The organism is Spirillospora albida (genome assembly GCF_000718255.1).
Classification (GTDB): domain Bacteria; phylum Actinomycetota; class Actinomycetes; order Streptosporangiales; family Streptosporangiaceae; genus Spirillospora; species Spirillospora albida.
Window position 1 is genome coordinate 1 of the sequence record NZ_JOFJ01000011.1, and the last position, 19,243, is coordinate 19,243.

Consider the following 19,243-nt stretch of genomic DNA (forward strand, 5'->3'; position numbering starts at 1 on the left):
GTCAGAAGGGCGTCCAGGTTTGTCTTCACACACTGATCATGGGCGCCCTTCGCCATGCCCGCGGCCGGTTCAGCAAACCCCCATCAACGATCTAGGCCGAGATCGTGCGGGTCGCCGGATCAGGCGGGCTGCTCCCGGAGGAACTTGCCGAAGTGGGGGACGGTGAACGCGACCAGGCCGCGTTCGGCGCTGTAGATGAGGCCCTTCTTGATCAGGCCGTCGCGGGCGGGGGACAGGCTGGACGGCTTGCGGCCGAGCTGGTCGGCCACGGCGGAGGTGGGGACGGGGCCGTCGCCCAGGACCGCCATCGCGCGCATGTAGTCGCGCTCGGCGGGCGTGGCGCGCTCGTAGCGGCTGCCGAAGAAGCCGACCGCGAGCTCGCTCTCGGCCTCGGGGGCGGCGACCCTGATGTCGTCGGCGGTGATCGGGGTGTCCGGTGCGACGTCCCAGACGACCTTCGCGTACGCCTGGACGAAGTAGGGATAGCCGTCGGCGGCGCCGTACAGGGCGTCGAGGGCGTCCTCGGTGAAGGTGACGTCCTCGCGCTCGGCGGGGGCGAGGAGCGCGATGTCGGCGGACTCCCGGTCGAGGCGGTCGATGCGGGCGTAGCGGAACAGGCGCTCGGAGTACGACTTGCTCGCCGACAGGACGGCGGGCAGGTGCGGCAGCCCGGCGCCGACCACGATCAGCGGGCCGCCGCTCTGCGACAGCTCGTGGCAGGCGGCGCACAGCGCGGAGACGTCGTCGGCGGGGATGTCCTGCATCTCGTCCACGAACAGGGAGATGCCGGCGCCGACGTCGGTGGCGACGGACGCGGCGTCCACGAACAGTTCGGTGAGGTCGATCTCCAGGTCGCCGGAGTCGGCGCGGCCCCGGCCGGCGGGGACGTCGATGCCCGGCTGCCAGCGGTGCGCCCGCGCCCTGCCCTTGCCGGCCGCGCCCTTGCCCGCGGGTTCCTCGCCGGCCTGGGCGAACGCCTTGAGCACGCCGAGGAACGTCTCGATGCGGTCGGGCGCCCGGTGCCGGGGGGCGAGTTCCCGGACGGCCATGTGCAGCGCGGACGCCACCGGCCGGCGGATCGACTGGTCGGGACGGGCCTCGATCTTGCCCGTCCCCCACAGCCGCTGGATTGCCATCGACCGGAACGCGTTGAGCAGGACGGTCTTGCCGACCCCGCGCAGCCCGGTGATGATCATGCTGCGCTCGGGGCGGCCGCGGGCGACGCGCTCGAGGACGACCTCGAACTGGCGCAGTTCGCGGTCGCGGCCGGCCAGCTCCGGAGGGCGCTGCCCGGCGCCGGGGGCATAGGGATTGCGCACGGGGTCCACGCTGTCGGACTCTATGAGCCGGTATAGCTGCGGCCGTAGATTTGCGTAGAAACTCGTACGGCGTGTCGCCCTGCGGTCCCGGCAGCGGGCCGCGCCGTCGATGGCCGTCGCCGCCATGCCGCCTCCCGGGCGTGCGCTTCAGGTCTGTCGAACCTCTGTTCGACTCGCTCGAACACAGTAGCGCACGCCGCGGCTCGCGTCATCCGACTCCGAGGTTCTCGTCGGCGCTCGACAGATGCGGCACCGGCTCCGCCGGGATCGTCCCCATCCGTCCTGCCTGGAAGTCCTCGAAGGCCTGCACGATCTCCTCGCGGGTGTTCATCACGAAGGGGCCGTAGCGGGCGATCGGCTCGCGGATCGGCAGCCCGCCGAGGACGAGCACCTCCCATCCGTTCGTACCGGCCTGCGGCTGCGCGTCGGCGGCGCGCAGGACGAGGCCGTCCTGCGAACCCCTGTGGTGCGAGCCCGCGAACACCGCGAGCCGCCCCTCGTCCAGCCCGACCTCCTCCACCCCCACCGTGCCGCGCCCGGACAGGACATAGACCATCGCGTTGAAGTCGCGCGGCCACGGCAGGGCCAGGCGGGCGCCGGGCGCGACGGTCGCGTGCAGGTAGTTGATCGGCGTGTAGGTGACGCCGGGGCCGTCGTGTCCGGCGAGCGAGCCCGCGATCACCCGGACCAGGGACGAGCCGTCGTCCGCGGCGAGGAGCGTGACGTCCCTGGCGCCGATGTCCTGGTAGCGGGGCGCGACCCACTTCTGGGCGCGCGGCAGGTTCACCCACAGCTGCACGCCGTGGAAGAGACCGCCCTTGGCCACCAGTTCGGGCGGCGGCTGCTCGATGTGCTGGATGCCGGACGCGGCCGTCATCCACTGGGTGCCGCCGTCGGCGATCAGGCCGCCGCCGCCGGTCGTGTCCCGGTGCTGGAACGCGCCGTCGATGATGTAGGTGACCGTCTCGAACCCGCGGTGCGGATGCCAGGGCGTGCCCTTGGCCTCGCCGGGCGCGTACTCGACGGCGCCCATGTGGTCGAGCAGCAGGAACGGGTCGGCCAGGGAGAGGTCCATGCCCGGGAACGGGCGGCGGACCTGGAAGCCCTCGCCCTCCACGTGGCGCTGGGCGGTGACGACCTTGGCGACGCGGCGCCAGTCGGTGGAGTCCTGGGGCAGGACGGGGAGTCGGGGAAGGGTCAGCGGGTCGGCCATCACGGCGGGCATCGGATGCTCCCATCTACGTCGGTCGCCCCGTACAACCTAGTTGATACTTCAACTATTTCCCGAATGGGCCGCTCAGGTAGCCTGTAGATCGTTGTTACCCGCAAGCTAGTTGAATCTTCAATGAATCTGGGTAGACTCGCGGCATGACCGAACCGCGCTGGCTCGACGCCGTGCAGCAGCGGTCCTGGCGCGCCTACGTCGACGGCAGCCTGCGGCTCACCGAGCTCATGGACCGCGATCTCAAGAGCAAGCACGGGCTCTCGATCTCCGAGTACGAGATCCTCGTCCGGCTGTCCGAGGCGCCCGAGCGCCGGCTGCGGATGGCGGAGCTCGCCGCCAACGCCAGCCAGTCGCGCAGCCGGCTCTCGCACACCTGCTCCCGCCTCGAGTCGAAGGCCCTGGTCGAGCGGGGCAGCTGCCCGAACGACAAGCGCGGCGTCTACGCCCACCTCACCGACGAGGGCTTCGCCGTCCTGGAACGTGCGGCCCGCGACCACGTCGAGACCGTCCGCAGCTATTTCGTCGACGTCATCGACCCGCAGGACCTCGACGCGATCGGACGCGCGTTCAGCGCCGTCATCAAAAGCCTCGACTCGGCCTGAACCAGGGGCCTGCTAGAGCGGGGCGGTCAGACCGGTCAGGAAACCGACCGACATCAGGGTGAGCAGGAGCCAGCCGAGCATCATCCCGACGCCGAACGACCGCCAGCGGCCGCCGACGCGCCACACCAGCAGCCCGCCCAGCCCGAACGCCAGGACCAGCAGCGTGATGAACTGCGGCAGCAGGCTCGGCCGGCGGCTCATCATCAGCGGTCCGTACATCATGACGGCGTCGACGAGGACGAAGACGGCGAGTCCCGCGAGGACGGCGCCGCGATCGCGTCCGGCGAACGTCCAGAGGCGGTCGGCGAGCGCCTGCGCGCGCTCGGGCCCCAACCGGATGCGGGGGGCGGCCCGTGCCGCCGGCTCGACCTCGACGTTGTGCGCCACCGCGAAGATGTCGTCTTCGAGGCTGGCGACGTCCCTGTCCTGAGAATCCGCCATGCCCGCTCCCTGGGCCGGATGGGCGCCGGGTGGCCTGCCCGGCGCGTAGCCGAAGTACGCGGCCCGTCAGCCCCGGCACGTTTCCGGCGGGCGCATCTTCAAACGCACCGTAGCGAAATCCCCATGGTCCGCGCAGGGGCCCGTGCATGCCATCCTGCAGGGATGCCAGGAAAGCCGGGGAAACGGTCCGCGCGCCGCGCGCTCGTCGCGGCGGCGCTCATCACGACGGCGCTCGTTACGGCGGCAGGCTGCGGCGGATCGGACGGCTCGGGCCCGCCGGGCACGGCGTCCCCGCCCACCGCGTCCGCGCCGGCGCCGACACCTTCGCAGTCCCCGACCCCCACCGCGACGCCGTCGCGGAAGAGCGGCTTCTCCGCCACCGTTGAGAAGGTCACCGCGAAGGACCTGCCGCACTCGTGGCGGAAGGGCTGCCCGGTCCCCCCGTCCGGGCTGCGGATGATCCGGATGTCCTACTGGGGAATGGACGACAGGCACCACGAGAACGGGCGTCTCGTCGTCAATGCCAAAGCGGCGGACGACCTCGTCAAGGTGTTCCGGAAACTGTACGGAATGCGCTACCCCATCAAGCGGATGGAGCCCGTCGACAAGTACGAGGGCAGCGACTTCGACTCGATCGAGGCGAACAACACGTCCGCGTTCAACTGCCGGAACGCGACCGGCGGGAGCCACTGGTCACAGCACGCCTATGGGCTCGCGATCGACATCAACCCCTGCGAGAACCCCTATGTGACCGCGTCCGGGCACGTCGCCCACAAGGACTGCGTGAAGTACCGCAAGAGGACCGGGCGCACCCCGGGCCTCATCCACGCGGGCGACCGGGTCGTGAAGGCGTTCGCGTCGATCGGATGGGGCTGGGGCGGCTCGTGGACCGGGACGAAGGACTACCAGCACTTCTCGTCGACCGGCCGCTGAACTGCGAGAACGTCAGCCCATCACCATGATGAGGCCGACGATGACGACAGCGGCGACGGCCGCCACGGCGGCGATGCCGACGATCAGCCCGATGTTCGCTCCCCCGGACTTCTCCGGCTGCCCCTGGCGCACGAAGTTCTCGAACTGGTGGGTGGTGCCGGCCGGATCATTCGGTGTCTGCGACATGCCGAAGAGGGTAACGGATACATTCGCGGCGAATCACTCCGATTCGTCCGATTAGGCGGAGAGTGTGGGATTCGAACCCACGAGGACTGTCCCCAGCCCTGGGCGCTTTCAAGGCGCCTGCACTAGTCCACTATGCGAACTCTCCCCGGTCACCGCGACGGATGACCACGTCAACGATAGCGGCCCGGCACCGCTCCCCACGACCGGTTACCCCCACGGGCCGGCGGCCCGCGCTCCTACTCGGCGTCGGGGCGCGGGAAGGCGAAACCGTCGCCCACCACCGCGGCGAGGGCGAGGTACGCCTCGCGCGTCGCGGGGGCGAGCTGCTCCAGCTCCACCTCGGCCCCCTCCTCCAGATGGTCGTCGTACGGGACGCGGACGACCGCCCGGCAGCGGCTCTCGAAATGGGCCTGCAGCTTGTCCAGGTCGACCTGGCTGCGGGTGCGGTTGCGGACCATGGACAGCACCACCACCCCGTTCCGGACGAGATGGCCGTGATCGTGGGCCTCCAGCCAGTCGAGGGTGGCGCTCGCGGACCGGGCGCCGTCCACGGACGGGGAGCTCACCAGGACGAGCTGGTCGGCGAGGCTCAGCACGCCCGCCATCGCCGAGTGCAGCAGGCCCGTCCCGCAGTCGGTGATGCAGATGGAGTAGTACTGCTCCAGCACCACGGCGACGGCGGCGTAGTCCTCCGCGCTGAACGCCTCGCTGACCGCCGGGTCGCGGTCGGACGCGAGGACCTCCAGCCGCGCGGGGTTCTGCGAGGTGAAGGCCCGCACGTCCGCGTACCGGTGGATCTTGTCGCGGTTGTTCAGCAGGTCGCGGACCGTCGCGGCCGTCTCCAGCTTCACCTTGTCCGACAGCGTGCCGCGGTCGGGGTTCGCGTCCACCGCGATCACCCGGTCGCCGCGCAGCGACCCGAGCATCGAGCCGAGCCCCGTCGTCGTCGTGGTCTTTCCGACGCCGCCCTTGAGGGACATGACCGCCACCCGGTGGTGGCCGCCCACCACGGCCGTGCGGGCGCGGGCGATGAGGTCCTTGCGGCGCAACTCCGTCTGGGACTCGCCCGGATGGATGCTGCCCGCGGTCGCCTTGTAGACGGCACGCCGCCATCCGGACGACGGCGCGATGCGCCGCTCCCCCAGCAGGTTCTCGGAGCTGAGGCTCTCGGAACTCTGCGGGTCGGGCTCCTGCGGCTGCGGGGGCGGACCGGGCTGCCCCGGACCGGGCTGCCCCGGGTAGGGGCCCTGCGGCTGCACGCCCGGCCGCATCGGCGGGTAGGCGTACCCCTGCGGCGGCGGACCGGCCTCGCCGCCCGGCGTCCCGGGCATCGGGAACGGGTTCGGGACGGGCTGCCCGTCCGCGCCGATCGCGTACGGGGACGGCTGCCCGTAGGCGCCCGGACCCGGCTGGGGGACGGGCCGGCCGTCGGGCCCCGCGCCCGGCGGAAACTGCCCGCCCTCGGGGCCTGGGAACGGCCCGCCCTCGGGGCCGGGGAGCGGCGCGCCGGACGGGCCGGGGTTCTGCGGAGCCTGCCGCCCGTCGGTGTTCGGGTCGGGCTGCTGCCCTTCCGGAGGCGGGAACGGCTGCCCGAAGGCGCCGGCGTCCGGAGGGTAGGGCAGGCCCCCGGCGTTCGGCGCGAAGGAACCGGGCTGCGCCTCGGCGCCCGGATACGGCCGGCCCTCGGCGGGCGGCGCCGGGGGGCCGAACGCGCCCGGGTCGTGCGGGAAGGGCGGGCCGTCGTGGCCGGGGGCCGGAGGGAACTGGGGACCGGGCGGGAACGGGCCGCCCGCGTTCGGGTCCGGCGGGAAGGGCTGACCCGGCATGTTCGGGTCGTAGGCGTACGGCTGCGCCGGCTGGACGCCCGCGTTCGGGTCGTGCGGCGGCACATAGGGCGGGAGCTGGTCGAGCGGCGGCGGGCCCTGCCCGTCCGGAGAGGCGTCGGCCGGCGGGGCGGGCGCGATCTCCCACGGCTGCTGCGGCTGGAACGAGGGCTGCGGCGGGACGCCGCCCATCGCCGCGTAGGGCGGGGGCAGCATGCCGCCCTCGAACGGCTGCGGCATCGGGCCGCCCTCGTAGGGCGGTACGCCGGGGAAGCCGGGCGGCGGGGGGACGGACCCTTCGGGGCCCGCGGGGGCGCCGAACCCCTCGGGGGCGGCGTTCTCCGGAGGTCCCTGGGCGGGCGGCGGCTGCAGCCACGGGTTGGCGTCCTGCGCCGGATCCCGTGCGGGAGCGGGCTCGCCGGCGGGCGGCTCGGACGCGGCGGCCGGTTCCCCGGGGGCGGCGGCGGACGGCCCGGCGGCGTCGCCGCTCATCGCGTCCAGTGAGGCCAGCCGTTCCTCCAGGGAGCGCCCGTCGTGCTCGTTCTTCGCCACCGCGTCTCCCCCTAGTGCGCACTCGGATGATCGTTTGCGGAGCAGGTCGGCATGAGGCCACAACGCAGAATACCCGTGCGTCAATGACGCGCATCACCCCGGAAGATCGTCCTTGACCCAGGGCGTCCGGGAGTGGGCTGCGGGTAGAGCCGGGTAGCGTTCTCGGTATGCGTGCGATCGTGATCCGTCAGCCGGGGGACGCCGACGTCCTCACGTGGACGGAGGTCCCGGAGCCGGAGGTCGGGCCCGGCGAGGTGCTGATCGAGGTGGCGGCGAGCGCGGTGAACCGCGCGGACGTCATGCAGCGGATGGGCTTCTATCCGCCGCCGCCCGGCGCGTCCCCCTATCCGGGGCTCGAGGTGTCCGGACGCGTCGTCGAACTCGGTGAGGGCGTCACCGGCCTGGAGGCCGGGGCCGAGGTGTGCGCGCTCCTGGCGGGCGGCGGTTACGCGGAGCGGGTCGCGGTGCCCGCCGGACAGGTCCTCCCCGTCCCGAAAGGCGTGGACATCGTGGACGCGGCGGGCCTGCCCGAGGTCGCGTGCACGGTGTACTCCAACGTGTTCATGCTCGCGGGCCTGGAGCCGGGCGAGACGATCCTCGTCCACGGCGGCGGCAGCGGCATCGGAACCATGGCGATCCAGCTCGCGAAGGCGTGGGGCGCCCGGGTGGTGTGCACGGTCGGCAGTGCGGAGAAGGCGGCCCGCTGCCGCGAGCTCGGCGCCGACGTCGCGATCAACTACCGCGAGGAGGACTTCGTCGCGTCCGGCCCCTACGACGTGATCCTGGACGTCATCGGCGCGAAGTACCTGACCCGCAACGTGGACGCGCTCGCCACCGGCGGCCGGCTGATGGTGATCGGCCTCCAGGGCGGAACGAAGGCGGAGCTCGACATCGGGACGCTGCTGCGCAAGCGGGCGCTCGTGCACCCGACGAGCCTCCGGTCGCGTCCGCTGGAGGAGAAGGCCCGGATCGTCGCGGACGTGCGCCGGCACGTGTGGCCGCTGCTGGAGTCGGGCCAGGTCCGCCCCGTGATCGACCAGAGGGTGCCGATGGCGGACGCGGCGCGCGCGCACAGGCTGCTGGAGGCGAGCGGACATGTCGGCAAAATCCTGCTGACCGTGTGAGATGCGAAATCAGCGTGTGAGGATGAGGGGACTATGAGCGAGAACGAGGCAGAGCAGGAACCACAGGTTCTCGTCGTCGGCCCGAACGGCATCGCGATCGAGGGCGGCGATTCCGACAGCGAGAACAAGCCCATCACGGAGATGGTGGAGCAGCCCGCCAAGGTGATGCGGATCGGCGGGATGATCCGCCAGCTCCTGGAGGAGGTCAAGGCCGCCCCCCTGGACGAGGCCAGCCGCGCCCGGCTCCGCGAGATACACAAGTCGTCGGTGAAGGAGCTCGAGGACGGTCTCGCCCCCGAGCTCGTCGAGGAGCTGGAGCGGCTCTCCCTCCCGTTCGCGGAGGGCGAGGTGCCGAGCGAGGCCGAGCTGCGGATCGCCCAGGCGCAGCTCGTCGGCTGGCTGGAGGGCCTCTTCCACGGCATCCAGACGACCCTGTTCGCGCAGCAGATGGCGGCGCGGGCGCAGCTTGAGCAGATGCGCCGCGCCCTGCCCGCCGGCATGGTCCCGCCGGGGATGGAGGAGGAGCAGCCCCAGCAGGGACGGCGCCACTCGTCCGGCCCGTACCTGTAGCACGGCAGCACGCGAACGGCCGCGCCCCGGCGAAGGGGGGCGCGGCCGTTCGGTTCGCTCAGGGGAAGAGGCGTTCGAGCACCTGGGCGACGCCGTCGTCGTCGTTGCTGCCGGTGGTGTGCGTGGCCGCGGCGCGGACGAGCGGGTGCGCGTTCGCGACGCCGTAGGACGTGCCGGCCCATGTCAGCATCGGCAGGTCGTTCGGCATGTCGCCGAACGAGACGACGTCGGCGGCGCCGATCCCGCGCTCGGTGCAGAACGCGGCGAGTGCGCTGGCCTTGGTGACGCCCGGCGCGCTCATCTCCAGCAGCCCGCGCCCGGACGAGTGCGTCACGGTCACGATCCCCTCGAGAACCTGCTCCGCCTTCTCGGCGAGGACGTCGGGGTCGGCGTCCGGGTGGAAAGCGAGCAGCTTCACCCCGCCGCGGCTCACGAGGGTCGCGTCGTCGACGGCGCGTCCGCCGAGGACCTTGGCGTTCCACCGGTGCAGGATGTGGCTGTCCTCGTAGACGAACGACCCCGGGTACTCGACGGCGAACCGCAGATCCGGGTCGATCGCACGCAGCCGCCCGACCGCCTCCGCGAGCACCTCCGGCTCGATCAGGTCGGCGGACAGCACCGTCTCGGTGTGCAGGTCGTACCGGACGGCGCCGTTCGCGCAGATCGCGACGCCGTGGTGGGCGACGGCGGCGGCGATGTCCCGCATCCAGCGCGGCGGGCGCCCGGTGACCATGACCAGCGTCGAGCCCGCGGCCTCCACCCGGGCGAGGGCGTCGACCGTGCGGGCGGAGACCGTCCCGTCCGAGCGCACGATGGTGCCGTCGAGGTCGGTGGCGATCAGACGGGGCGGCTCGGGCATGGCACCTTCCGGTTTCGCGCGTCCCCGGCAGAGCGGGTCAGGACGGGACGCGCACGCTGGAATCCACCATAGGCGACCGGACCGACGGAACTCAGCGCTTGACCGGCTCCAGCACCTCGAGCCCGATGAACTTCCGCAGCGCCTCCGGGACGCGGACCGAACCGTCCTCCTGCTGGTGGTTCTCCAGGATCGACACCATCCAGCGGGTCGTGGCGAGGGTCCCGTTCAGCGTCGCGACCGGCCGGCTCTTGCCGTCGGCGTCCTTGAACCGGACCGCGAGGCGCCGCGCCTGGAACTCGGTGCAGTTCGACGTGGACGTCACCTCCCGGTAGGTGTTCTGCGTCGGCACCCACGCCTCGCAGTCGTACTTGCGCGCCGCGCTCGACCCGAGGTCGCCCGCCGCCACGTCGATGACGCGGTAGGGGATCTCGACCTTCGCCAGCATCTCCTTCTCCCACTCCAGGAGGCGCAGGTGCTCGGCGTGGGCGTCGGCGGGGTCGCAGTAGGAGAACATCTCGACCTTGTCGAACTGGTGGACCCGGATGATGCCGCGGGTGTCCTTGCCGTACGACCCGGCCTCGCGGCGGAAGCACGACGACCAGGCCGCGTACCGTCGCGGCAGCGCGTCGATGATCTCGTTCATGTGGTACGCGGCGAGCGGCACCTCCGACGTGCCGACGAGGTACATCTCGTCGGACGGCAGGTGGTACACCTCGGCGGCGTGCGCGCCGAGGAACCCGGTGCCCTCCATCGCCTCCGGCTTCACCAGCACCGGCGGATACATCGGGACGAACCCGGCCTCGACGGCCTGCTCCATCGCGAGGTTCAGCAGCGCGTACTGCAGCCGCGCCCCGACACCCGTCAGGTAGTAGAACCGCGCGCCGGACACCTTCGCGCCGCGCTCCATGTCGATCGCGCCGAGGCTCTCGCCGAGCTCCAGGTGGTCCTTGGGCTCGAAGTCGAACGCCGTCGGCTCGCCCACGTGCTCCAGGACGACGAAGTCCTGCTCGCCTCCGGGCGGGGCGCCGTCCTCGATGATGTTGGGCACGGTCTTCAGCACCGCGTCGAGTTCGTCGCCGAGCCGCCCGGCCTCGGCCTCGGCGTCCTTGACCTGCTGCGCGAGGTCCTTCGCGCGGGCCAGCAGCGCCTGCCGCTCGTCGCCCTGCGCCCGCGACACGGACTTGCCGAAGCCCTTCTGCTCGGCCCGCAGCCGCTCGAACGAGGTCTGCGCCGCGCGGCGCCTCTCGTCCAGGTCCAGCAGCCGGTCGGCGACGCCGTCATCCTCACCGCGGGCGCGCTGCGAGGCGCGCAGCCGCTCGGGATCCTCTCGAAGAGCTCGCAGGTCGATCACGGAACCGAGGCTACCGGCCCGCGCCCCCGCCGCGCGCGCGAGTATGCGGGTTCCCCGGTCAGCGCGCCGCGCTCGCCAGCAGCGCGTGCGCGGGGAGCGCGACCCCGCCGTCCGGCGTGGCGTAGCCGGCGACGATCCGGTCGTACTCCGCCTTGATGCGCCGGACGGTCTCCGCGTCCTGGCGTCCGACGATGACGCCGCTGGTGCCGACCCGGGAGAGCCCGGCCGTCTCCCACCAGTCCTCCGGGTCGGTGGTGTGCTCCCACGTGACCTCCTCCACCGCGACGTCGGTGAACCCGGCGTCCGCCACGAGCCGGTGGAACGCGTCCATCTGCCCGTACCGCAGGAACGGCGGCTCCGGGATGTCGTCCGGGACCGGCACCCCGGCGGCCTCGATCGCCTCCCGCACGATCGCGTGAGCGCCGCTCCCGGGCATGACCCAGCAGGTCAGCGCGATCCGTCCGGCCGGCTTGAGGACGCGCCGCAACCCGGCGAGCGCGGCGCCCGGCGACCCCACGTGGTTGATGACGAAGTTGCCCGCGACGGCGTCGAAGGCCGCGTCCGGAAAGGGGATCTCGGGCAGGACGGCGACCCGCACATCGGCCCCGGGCACGTTCCGCTTCGCGATCTCGGTCATGCCCTCGTCGGCGTCGATGGCGGACACCTCCGCGCCCCGCAGGTCGGCCTCGGCCGAGACGATCCCCGGCCCGGTCCCCACATCGAGGAACCGCGTCCCCTTCGCGACCCCGGCCGCGTCGAGCAGCGGACCGACCATGTAGCGCGTCACCCGGGCGAACCCCCGCTCGTACGCGGACCCCCGACCGGCCCACAGTTCCCGCTCGTACAGATCGAAATCTTTCGCCATGCCCGCAGCCTAACCAGCGGTCGCGTTACCATCCGTCGGCATGGCGGACATCTATGACTTCTTTCTCGCCTTCGACCTGCGGGAACTCTCCGAGCACGAGCTCGCCGAACTCCGCTGGCACCTCGGCCTCGGCCCGAGACCTGAAGAACTGACGATCATCACCGACTTCGACACCTTCGAGCCGGACGAGGACGACTCGCCCTTTCCCGTCCTGGCCCGGCGGGGCGCCGCCCGGAGGATCAGCGGCGCGGTGTTCTCCCTGCTGGAAGCCCGTGAGAACGGCTGGGCCCTCACCACCCGGCAGGAACTCCACCCTGACGAATTCGACGAGGTGGAGAAATTCCTCGCCTGGCTGGGCACCAAGGGCGACTACGACTACCGGGCCGCGGACGGCAGCACGAAGGGCGGCGGCTTCGGGCAGTTCGTCGGCTACATCCGATGGTATGAGGACGCCGCGATCGAGAAACTGCTCGCGATCGACGACTTCCAGATCGTCCGAAGGGACCCCTGAGCCGATACCGGCGGATCAACATTGCCCGCCGCAGGCGATCGGAGTTCCCGAGATCGCGGCGGAGGACCGGGTCTGCCGCCTCCAACCTTGCCATATGCCAATATGGGTATATGATGATGCTCATGGCACGAGCAGCGACGACGTCGGACGTCTTCAACGCGATCGCCGAACCACAGCGCCGGGAGATCCTGGCGCTGCTGCGGACGGGTGAGCGGCCGGTGACCGAGCTGGCCCGGGAGCTGGGGATGACCCAGCCGGGGGCGTCCAAGCACCTGCGTGTGCTGCGGGAGGTCGGGCTGGTGCGGGACCGCAGGGTGGGCAAGCAGCGCCTGTACGGCCTCGACGCCCGCGGCCTGCGCTCCGTCCACGAGTGGACCGGCGGATTCGAGCGGTTCTGGAACGAGAGCTTCGACCGGCTGGACGCGTACGTGCGGGAACTGAAGCAGGAAGGGCAGGAGGAATAGGCCATGAGCGCAATGGGATCGGGAGCACCGGTGACGGCCGACCGAGAGATCGTCGTCTCCCGGGTCATCGACGCCCCACGGGAGCTGGTGTTCGAGGCGTTCACCGAGGTCAGACACCTGTCGCGATGGTGGGGACCGGACGGGTTCACCACCACCACGCGGTCGTTCGAGTTCCGCATCGGCGGCGAGTGGGAATTCGTGATGCACGGACCGGACGGGACGGACTACTCCGAGTGGATCTCCTGGACGGAGATCGCCCCGCCGGAGCGGATCGCGCTGCTGCACGGCGAGTCCCGCGACGACCCGAACGCCTTCGAGTCGGTCCTCACGTTCGAGGCGGACGGCGCGGCGACCCGGATCGAGATGCGCACGGTGTTCCCCACCAGGGAGCTGCGCGACGAGTCCGTCGAGAAATACCACGCGGTCGAGGGCGGCCGGCAGACCCTGGGCAACCTGGCCGCCTACGTCAGCGGGATCCTCCAGAAGGGAGCGGAGGGCTGATGGCCGGGAAGGTGTTCTTCAGCGTGTCGATGTCGCTGGACGGGTTCATCGCACCCGAATCCACCGACGAGCTGATGGGGCGGCAGTGGATGGAACTGCAGCGGTGGGTCTTCCCGCAGCGGTTCTTCCGGGAGAATTTGAAGCTCGGCGAGGGCGGTGAGGAAGGGCGCGACAACGACATCCTGCGGGAGACGTTCGAGCGCACCGGCGCGAGCGTGATGGGCAAGCGCATGTTCGACGCCGGTGAGCGGGCGTGGCCGGAGGAGGCGCCGTTCCACACGCCCGTCTTCGTCGTGACGCACGAGAAGCGCGACCCCTGGGAGCGGCCGGGCGGCACCACGTTCCACTTCGTCGACGACGGCATCGAGACCGCGCTCGAGCGGGCCCGCGATTCTGCCGGCGACCGCGACGTCCGCATCGCGGGCGGCGGCGCGACCATCCTTCAGTACCTGAACGCCGGCCTGATCGACGAGTTCACGATCGCGCTGTCACCCGTGCTGTTCGGCTCCGGAATCCGCCTGTTCGAGGGCGTGGACGCGAGCCGCGTGGCCCTGGAACCCGTCCGCACGGAGCACTCCCCCCGAGTGACGCACCTGACCTACGCCGTCCGTGAACGGTAGCCGCACGGCACAGGTCAGAGGTCGTATGACCCAGTGGGCCATCAGGTTCGGTCACCCCGAGCCGCCGGTTCGGACGGCTCGGGGTGCCGGGAGGCGTCAGCGGACGTCGACGTCGTCGTCCCGGGTGCTCGACTTGATGTAGGTGGCGCTGCCCTTGTAGGCGGCCGTCCACGTGCCGTCCTTGGACGCGGTGAAGCCCTTCTTGAAGTAGCCGTTGCCGTTCGTCTTGGTGACGGCCATCTGGGTCCACTTCGTGGAGCCCTTGGCCTTGAAGTAGATGTAGACGGTCGCGCCCGGGCCGGGCAGGTCCGCGTCCATGACGCGCCTGAGGGTGCCGCTGACCGTGATGGTCCGGCCCTTCTTCACGGGCTCGGGGGCGGCGTTGAAACCGACGAAGTACGTCCGGTACTTGACGTCGACGAAGTCGGCCCAACTGGTGGCCGGCAGGTGGGTCGGCGAACCGGCGTACCGGGCCCGCCAGTACCCGTCGCGGGTGATGGAGGGGACGGTCACCGTGAAGGCGCCCCACTCGGTCGTCGTGGCGGACCCCACCTTCCGCCAGCCGGTCTTGCCGTCGGCGGAGTACTCCGCCGTCACGGGCACGTTCACGACGTTGGCGCCGCCCGGGTCGGTGAGCCGGCCGGTGAGGTAGATCGGGCTCTTGTAGTCGAGCGGCTCCGGGTCGGCGCTGAAGGTGACGATCTTGGTGGCCTTCGGGGCGTCCAGCTCCGCGTGCGCCGTGGCGGGGACCAGGAGCACCGGCGCCGCGAGCGCCGCGAGGAAGGTGGTTGAGCGTCGTGCCATGAGAACCTCCGGGGGAACAGAGTCAGCGGACGTCGACGTAGTCGGTGGGGGCGTTCGACTTGATGTAGGTGGCGCCGCCCTTGTAGATGGCCATCCAGGTGCCGTCCTTGGACGCGGTGAACGTCTTCTTGAAGTAGCCGTCCGAAGCCGTCTTCGTCACCGCCATCTGCTTCCACGTCGTGGAACCGCTCGGCTTGAAGTAGATGTGGACGGCTGCGCCCGGCGCCCACGACTCCTTCGGGATGAAGCGGTGCAGCAAGCCTCGGACCGTGATGGTCTTGCCCTTCTTCGCCGGCTCGGGCGAGGCGTTGAAGGCGAAGATCTCCGTCCGATACCGGACGTCGACGTAGTCGGACCAGCTGATGGCCGGGAAGTGGGTCGCGTTGCCCGCGAAACGGGTCCGCCAGTAGCCGTCGCGGGTAATGCCCCTGGGTGACATGGAGAACTGGCCCGTGCCGGACGTGGTGGCGGTGAACATCGTCCGCCAGCCGGTCTTGCCGTCCGCGCTGTACTCGAGGACGACCGGCACGCCGGCGATCGGTTCGTCGTCGCCATCCTTGAGGGTGCCGCTGGCCAGGACCGGGTCACCGTAGGGCAGAGGCTCGGGACCCGCCTGGAATCCGGTGATCTTGGCGGTGTGCCGGACCTCGAGGGAACCGGCGGCGGCCGTCGTTCCCTGGAGCCACTCGGTGTCGGCCACTACGACGGTCAGGGGCCCCGACGCGTCGGCGGCGAATGCGATGTCGATCGCGCCGTCCGCGGTGGTCCGGTCTGCGGCGACCTGGTGCGCGGTCGCGGTTCCGTGGTTGCGGACGACCTGGAAGTAGACGTCCCCGACGCGGACGGGGCCGGCGAGGCCCTGCCTGCTGACGTGGCCCTTGATCCGCACCTGCGTTCCGGTCACCACGGGTTTCGGTGCGACGAGCTCGGCGGTGGCGGTCATCGGCTTCTTGATGACGGTCGGTGCGGGCGCCCACCGGCTCGTGGGGCACAAGGGCTCCTGCATCGGCACGTATGCCTGGGCGGAGGTGAAGCCACTCGATGTGAGCCTGAACGAGCCGTCCGTGCCGGTCTGCGTCCGGACACCCCCCGATCCGTTGACCGTGACGCCGGACAACGGTTCCAGTGGGGCGTCGCGGTGTTTCTGCCGCAACACGCGCCCCCCGAGGGTCATCGCCGAATTATCGATGTCGATGACCGAGGGGCTGCTCTCGAAGTCGGCGATGGACGTCACGTAGCAGTTGGTGAGGCCGGTCGCGCGCGTGATGGTCGCGCCGTCCGCCGTGGTGATCTGTACGCCGATCCTGTTGTACCCGGCGTGGTTCTCGATGTCGGAGCGGAACTCGGCCTGCCAGGTGCCGTCGTTGTCGGTGCCGTCGACGCGAGTGAACCGGAGCGTCGTGAAGGGCACCCAGCCGCCTGGGTTGGCGATGTCGGAGACGTCCGCCGCGATGTTCGTGATACCGCTGGGCGACTTCGCCTTCAAGGTCACCGTCGCGACGCGATCGGCCGAGAGGCTGTCGAACTGGGTCGTCAGCGAGACGACCGTGGCGTCCGCGTGGGCGGTCGCGGGCATCGCCGCGGTGGTCGCGGCGAGGGCGAGGGTGGCGAGGAAGGACGTCTTGCGGCGCAAAGGGGGGCCTCCACGGAACGGTTCAGGTGTGGAGGAGACGCCCAAGATCGGTCAGTGGTTGACCGAAGCGGTGATCACGTTTCGGTCACTTGGGGGCGCCGTTTCGGACGGCGTGCAGCCAGGCGGCGGCTTCGGTGAAGTCGTCGTCGTGGGTGCCCCGGCGGATCTCGGGGCGGACCTGGTCGGCGCGGGGGTAGGAGCCGACGAAGCGGACGTCGGCGCAGACGCGGCGGAGGCCCATCAGGGCCTCTCCCACGCGGGCGTCGGTGACGTGGCCCTCGAAATCCATCCAGAAGAGGTACGAGCCCAGGCCGGTGCCGGTGGGGCGGGACTGGATCAGCGTCAGGTTGATGCCGCGGACGGAGAACTCGGTGAGGATCTCCAGGAGGGCGCCGGGGTGGTCCTCGCCGATGAACGCGACGACGGTCGTCCGGTCCATGCCGGTGGGGGCGGGCGGGGTCTCGGGGCGGCGCAGGACGATGAAGCGGGTGACGGCGTCGGCGACGTCGTGGATGTCCTCGGCGAGGACGGACAGGCCGTAGCGGGCGGCGGCGAACGCGCCGGCGAGGGCGGCGTCGTAGTGGCCGTCGGCGACGTGCTGGGCGGCCTCGGCGTTGGACGTGGCGGCGCGCCATTCGGCGTGCGGGACGTGGTCGGCGAGCCAGCGCCGGCACTGCGGCTGCGCGATCGGGTGGGACGCGACCGTCTTGATGTCGTGGAGCGTGGTGCCGGGGCGGACGAGCAGCGCGAACGAGACGGGCAGGTGGATCTCGCCGACGATGTGGAGGGGTTCACCGGTGGCGAGCTCGTCGAGCGTGGTGGGGACGGAGCCCTCGACGGAGTTCTCCAGGGCGACGACGGCGGAGTCGGCGTCGCCGCGGCGCAGGGCGTCCAGGACGGACGGGACGGTCGCGTACGGGATGTGCTCGGCGCCGGCGGCGCCGGGGATCGTGAGGAGCGCCGCCTCGGTGAACGTGCCCCGCGGACCCAGATAGGCGTATCGGTCGTGTGCGGTCACGCGGTCCCCCGGGCTCGTCCTGCGGTGAGACCGACGAGTCTACTGATCGTGGGGTGCGGCGCCGTCACTTCCGGGTGGCGCCGCCGAAGTCGGCGAGGGGGTCGGCCATGCTGACGGCGGGGCCCTTGCCGAGGCGGGCGGCGCGCAGAGCCTGGTTCTCCTCGGGGGACAGGCCGTCGACGGGATGGCCGTCGACGATGACCTTCGCGTAGGTGCGGGTCTCGGTGCGCCCGTTGATGGAGCTGATGACGACGCCGTCGCCGACCGAGTTGAGGAGGGCGAGGGAGAAGGACCGGTGCCCGGACATCTCCTTGAGGGCGTCGTAGTGGACGATCGCGACGTCGCGCATGGCGCGCTCGTCCACCGAGCCGTCGGTGACCTTCGGCTGGCGCCTCAGCATTTCGGCGCACTGCTCGAGGACCTGGTTCGCCCGGTTGTGGGCCACGACCGCGATCGACAGCCCCGCCACCCCGGCGACCAGGCCGGCAACGGCCACCGCGACGAGAATCACGGGGCGAGCGTACCCACCTCGGCGTCCGGTTGCGAAGGAACCCCCGTCCGAGATGTCCGGTCGACGAGCCAGGTGCCGAGCAGGACGATCATCGCGATGGCGGCGAAGCCGAACAGATCCTGGACGATCCGGCCGAAGAAAGCCGAGATCAGGGGGTCGTCGGGACCGATCAGTTTGGTGCCCCACCAGGGGAGGGGGAAGAGGAAGTAGAACCAGGCGCCGGCGGCCAGCAGACATCTTCGGGTGTCCCGGCCGTCTCCGGCCAGAGCGCCGATGACCGGGATCATCCAGACGAGATGGTGGATCCAGCCCACCGGTGACAGCAGGACGGACAGCAGCCCGGTGATCGCGACCCCCGCGAGCAGCAGGGCGTTGGAGTCGGGGCCTCGCAGGTCGTCGGCGGCGAGCGTGGCGCGGCGGGCCAGTTTGAATCCGTAGTAGGCCATGGCCAGGACGAGGACGAGCCACACCAGCGACCGCACCGGGCCCTCGGGCAGGATCCGCGCGACGATCCCGTTGACGGCCTGGTTGGTGGTGCCGTTGACGGCGCCCGTGCGGTCGCCGCCCTCCAGCAGCGCGCCGAACCAGAAGTCGGCGGAGTCGGACGGCAGCAGCGCGAACGCGCCGAGGGTCGCGGCGGCGGCGGTGAGCACCGCGTTGCGCAGCGCCTCCCACCGCCCGGTGACGAGGAAGTAGATGAGGAAGACGCCCGGCACCAGCTTGATCGCGACAGCGAGGCCGACGAGGGCGCCGCGCGGCCAGCGGGGGGTTCGGGCGCAGCAGTCGGCGAGGCACAGCGCGAGCAGGAACAGGCCGACCTGCCCGAAGCGGACCTGGTCGCGGACGGGCACCATCCACGCGCACGCGGCGACGAGGGCGCCGGTGGTGAGGGGCGCCCAGCGTCCGGTGCGGCGGATCAGGTCGCGGAACGCGTACCGGACGCAGATGAGCAGCGCCGCGTAGATGAGCCCGGTCCAGATCCACTGGGCGGCGCGCCACGGCAGCAGCGTGAACGGGACGGCGAGGGCGGCCGCGAACGGGGGATAGGTGAACGGCAGGAACTGGGGCGGCTGCGTGAGCACCTCGTAGAGCGGGGCGCCGCGCAGGATGGCGGCGCCGCCGTCGCGGTACACCTCGAGGTCGACGAGCCGCTGGTCGGGCGGGTTGCCGAGCCAGCGGGCGACGATCGGGCTCGCCGCCGCGACCGCGATCGCGATCCCGGCGGCGAGGATCAGCAGATCCACCGGCGACCGCCGGCGTCCGGGCCGGGGCGCCGGAGCGGCCGGTGCCGTGTCGACGTCGGGCCCACGAACTCCACGCATGACCTCATC

The 19,243-nt window shown here is 71.4% G+C and carries 21 protein-coding genes and 1 tRNA gene; 8 read left to right on the top strand and 14 right to left on the bottom strand.

All coding sequences use genetic code 11. From position 1 onward, the window contains the following. Positions 1-119: 119 nt before the first annotated feature. Positions 120-1,319: an AAA family ATPase gene (locus tag IE99_RS0115470; RefSeq protein WP_245623217.1), complete on the bottom strand. Its 1,200-nt coding sequence runs from the start codon at positions 1,317-1,319 to the stop codon at positions 120-122. Between the two features lie 208 nt (positions 1,320-1,527). Next, complete coding sequence (locus tag IE99_RS0115475; RefSeq protein WP_030170302.1) at positions 1,528-2,544, bottom strand: pirin family protein; 1,017 nt, start codon at positions 2,542-2,544, stop codon at positions 1,528-1,530. 143 nt (positions 2,545-2,687) lie between these two features. Between IE99_RS0115475 and IE99_RS0115480 the strand changes: the two genes are divergently transcribed. Continuing rightward, on the top strand, positions 2,688-3,146 hold the full coding sequence (locus IE99_RS0115480; protein ID WP_030170304.1) for a MarR family winged helix-turn-helix transcriptional regulator: 459 nt from the start codon (positions 2,688-2,690) through the stop codon (positions 3,144-3,146). A 12-nt stretch (positions 3,147-3,158) separates the two neighbouring features. Here the strand turns inward: IE99_RS0115480 and IE99_RS0115485 are convergent, their stop codons facing one another. Then, the gene (locus IE99_RS0115485) at positions 3,159-3,587 is read right to left on the bottom strand and encodes an MFS transporter (RefSeq protein WP_030170307.1); all 429 of its coding nucleotides are present in this window, start codon (positions 3,585-3,587) and stop codon (positions 3,159-3,161) included. Between the two features lie 162 nt (positions 3,588-3,749). Here IE99_RS0115485 and IE99_RS0115490 point away from each other — a divergent pair, with 162 nt between their 5' ends. Next, a complete protein-coding gene (locus tag IE99_RS0115490) occupies positions 3,750-4,520 on the top strand; it encodes a M15 family metallopeptidase (RefSeq protein ID WP_030170310.1) in 771 nt (256 codons plus the stop codon). A gap of 12 nt (positions 4,521-4,532) precedes the next feature. Here IE99_RS0115490 and IE99_RS32410 read toward each other — a convergent pair whose 3' ends face one another. The 3 genes from IE99_RS32410 to IE99_RS33070 all read right to left on the bottom strand — a co-directional run bounded on the left by IE99_RS32410 (position 4,533) and on the right by IE99_RS33070 (position 7,081). Then, positions 4,533-4,706 (bottom strand): hypothetical protein, encoded by a 174-nt coding sequence (locus tag IE99_RS32410; RefSeq protein WP_169744435.1) that lies wholly within the window; start codon positions 4,704-4,706, stop codon positions 4,533-4,535. A 56-nt stretch (positions 4,707-4,762) separates the two neighbouring features. Then, positions 4,763-4,851 (bottom strand) — tRNA-Ser (locus IE99_RS0115500). A gap of 91 nt (positions 4,852-4,942) precedes the next feature. Beyond that, the gene (locus IE99_RS33070; protein ID WP_245623218.1) at positions 4,943-7,081 is read right to left on the bottom strand and encodes a MinD/ParA family ATP-binding protein; all 2,139 of its coding nucleotides are present in this window, start codon (positions 7,079-7,081) and stop codon (positions 4,943-4,945) included. A gap of 167 nt (positions 7,082-7,248) precedes the next feature. On the opposite strand from IE99_RS33070, the gene IE99_RS0115510 reads away from it, so the two are divergent. Together IE99_RS0115510 and IE99_RS0115515 are read left to right on the top strand one after the other, a co-directional pair. Beyond that, the gene (locus IE99_RS0115510) at positions 7,249-8,205 is read left to right on the top strand and encodes an NAD(P)H-quinone oxidoreductase (RefSeq protein ID WP_030170317.1); all 957 of its coding nucleotides are present in this window, start codon (positions 7,249-7,251) and stop codon (positions 8,203-8,205) included. A 33-nt stretch (positions 8,206-8,238) separates the two neighbouring features. Further along, on the top strand, positions 8,239-8,775 hold the full coding sequence (locus IE99_RS0115515) for a bacterial proteasome activator family protein (RefSeq protein WP_030170320.1): 537 nt from the start codon (positions 8,239-8,241) through the stop codon (positions 8,773-8,775). Positions 8,776-8,833: 58 nt separating this feature from the next. On the opposite strand, the gene IE99_RS0115520 is transcribed toward IE99_RS0115515, so the two are convergent. The 3 genes from IE99_RS0115520 to IE99_RS0115530 form a co-directional block, all read right to left on the bottom strand. After that, positions 8,834-9,634: a Cof-type HAD-IIB family hydrolase gene (locus IE99_RS0115520; protein ID WP_030170323.1), complete on the bottom strand. Its 801-nt coding sequence runs from the start codon at positions 9,632-9,634 to the stop codon at positions 8,834-8,836. Positions 9,635-9,725: 91 nt separating this feature from the next. Next, the gene (serS, locus tag IE99_RS0115525; protein ID WP_030170326.1) at positions 9,726-10,985 is read right to left on the bottom strand and encodes a serine--tRNA ligase; all 1,260 of its coding nucleotides are present in this window, start codon (positions 10,983-10,985) and stop codon (positions 9,726-9,728) included. 58 nt (positions 10,986-11,043) lie between these two features. Further along, positions 11,044-11,850 (bottom strand): class I SAM-dependent methyltransferase, encoded by an 807-nt coding sequence (locus IE99_RS0115530; RefSeq protein ID WP_030170340.1) that lies wholly within the window; start codon positions 11,848-11,850, stop codon positions 11,044-11,046. A 40-nt stretch (positions 11,851-11,890) separates the two neighbouring features. Here IE99_RS0115530 and IE99_RS0115535 point away from each other — a divergent pair, with 40 nt between their 5' ends. The 4 genes from IE99_RS0115535 to IE99_RS0115550 all read left to right on the top strand — a co-directional run bounded on the left by IE99_RS0115535 (position 11,891) and on the right by IE99_RS0115550 (position 13,946). Beyond that, positions 11,891-12,361 carry a hypothetical protein gene (locus IE99_RS0115535; RefSeq protein ID WP_051712550.1) on the top strand — a complete coding sequence of 157 codons (471 nt, stop codon included), beginning with the start codon at positions 11,891-11,893 and terminating at the stop codon, positions 12,359-12,361. 122 nt (positions 12,362-12,483) lie between these two features. Next, positions 12,484-12,825: an ArsR/SmtB family transcription factor gene (locus IE99_RS0115540; RefSeq protein WP_030170345.1), complete on the top strand. Its 342-nt coding sequence runs from the start codon at positions 12,484-12,486 to the stop codon at positions 12,823-12,825. 30 nt (positions 12,826-12,855) lie between these two features. Next, entirely contained in the window at positions 12,856-13,326 is a 471-nt protein-coding gene (locus IE99_RS0115545; protein WP_211258823.1) for an SRPBCC family protein, read from the top strand. Further along, positions 13,326-13,946 carry a dihydrofolate reductase family protein gene (locus IE99_RS0115550; protein WP_030170351.1) on the top strand — a complete coding sequence of 207 codons (621 nt, stop codon included), beginning with the start codon at positions 13,326-13,328 and terminating at the stop codon, positions 13,944-13,946. Before IE99_RS0115545 ends, IE99_RS0115550 begins: the two co-directional genes overlap by 1 nt. A gap of 96 nt (positions 13,947-14,042) precedes the next feature. On the opposite strand, the gene IE99_RS0115555 is transcribed toward IE99_RS0115550, so the two are convergent. The 5 genes from IE99_RS0115555 to IE99_RS0115575 all read right to left on the bottom strand — a co-directional run bounded on the left by IE99_RS0115555 (position 14,043) and on the right by IE99_RS0115575 (position 19,234). Then, positions 14,043-14,750: a hypothetical protein gene (locus tag IE99_RS0115555; protein WP_030170353.1), complete on the bottom strand. Its 708-nt coding sequence runs from the start codon at positions 14,748-14,750 to the stop codon at positions 14,043-14,045. Between the two features lie 22 nt (positions 14,751-14,772). After that, complete coding sequence (locus IE99_RS30355) at positions 14,773-16,383, bottom strand: hypothetical protein (RefSeq protein ID WP_030170356.1); 1,611 nt, start codon at positions 16,381-16,383, stop codon at positions 14,773-14,775. An 85-nt stretch (positions 16,384-16,468) separates the two neighbouring features. After that, on the bottom strand, positions 16,469-17,401 hold the full coding sequence (gene pheA / locus IE99_RS0115565) for a prephenate dehydratase (RefSeq protein ID WP_030170357.1): 933 nt from the start codon (positions 17,399-17,401) through the stop codon (positions 16,469-16,471). Between the two features lie 64 nt (positions 17,402-17,465). Next, positions 17,466-17,912, bottom strand: a complete 447-nt coding sequence (locus IE99_RS0115570) for a DUF4446 family protein (RefSeq protein WP_030170360.1) — start codon at positions 17,910-17,912, stop codon at positions 17,466-17,468. Next, a complete protein-coding gene (locus IE99_RS0115575) occupies positions 17,909-19,234 on the bottom strand; it encodes a glycosyltransferase 87 family protein (RefSeq protein WP_084219520.1) in 1,326 nt (441 codons plus the stop codon). Before IE99_RS0115575 ends, IE99_RS0115570 begins: the two co-directional genes overlap by 4 nt. Positions 19,235-19,243 lie beyond the last annotated feature (9 nt).

Excerpts from the sequence above, each read along its gene's own strand:
- IE99_RS0115475 (WP_030170302.1), bottom strand. The coding sequence starts at position 2,544 with ATGCCCGCCGTGATGGCCGACCCGCTGACCCTTCCCCGACTCCCCGTC.
- IE99_RS0115480 (WP_030170304.1), top strand. The coding sequence starts at position 2,688 with ATGACCGAACCGCGCTGGCTCGACGCCGTGCAGCAGCGGTCCTGGCGC.
- IE99_RS0115485 (WP_030170307.1), bottom strand. The coding sequence starts at position 3,587 with ATGGCGGATTCTCAGGACAGGGACGTCGCCAGCCTCGAAGACGACATC.
- IE99_RS0115490 (WP_030170310.1), top strand. The coding sequence starts at position 3,750 with ATGCCAGGAAAGCCGGGGAAACGGTCCGCGCGCCGCGCGCTCGTCGCG.
- IE99_RS32410 (WP_169744435.1), bottom strand. The coding sequence starts at position 4,706 with ATGTCGCAGACACCGAATGATCCGGCCGGCACCACCCACCAGTTCGAG.
- IE99_RS0115510 (WP_030170317.1), top strand. The coding sequence starts at position 7,249 with ATGCGTGCGATCGTGATCCGTCAGCCGGGGGACGCCGACGTCCTCACG.
- IE99_RS0115515 (WP_030170320.1), top strand. The coding sequence starts at position 8,239 with ATGAGCGAGAACGAGGCAGAGCAGGAACCACAGGTTCTCGTCGTCGGC.
- IE99_RS0115520 (WP_030170323.1), bottom strand. The coding sequence starts at position 9,634 with ATGCCCGAGCCGCCCCGTCTGATCGCCACCGACCTCGACGGCACCATC.
- IE99_RS0115530 (WP_030170340.1), bottom strand. The coding sequence starts at position 11,850 with ATGGCGAAAGATTTCGATCTGTACGAGCGGGAACTGTGGGCCGGTCGG.
- IE99_RS0115535 (WP_051712550.1), top strand. The coding sequence starts at position 11,891 with ATGGCGGACATCTATGACTTCTTTCTCGCCTTCGACCTGCGGGAACTC.
- IE99_RS0115540 (WP_030170345.1), top strand. The coding sequence starts at position 12,484 with ATGGCACGAGCAGCGACGACGTCGGACGTCTTCAACGCGATCGCCGAA.
- IE99_RS0115550 (WP_030170351.1), top strand. The coding sequence starts at position 13,326 with ATGGCCGGGAAGGTGTTCTTCAGCGTGTCGATGTCGCTGGACGGGTTC.
- IE99_RS0115555 (WP_030170353.1), bottom strand. The coding sequence starts at position 14,750 with ATGGCACGACGCTCAACCACCTTCCTCGCGGCGCTCGCGGCGCCGGTG.
- IE99_RS0115575 (WP_084219520.1), bottom strand. The coding sequence starts at position 19,234 with ATGCGTGGAGTTCGTGGGCCCGACGTCGACACGGCACCGGCCGCTCCG.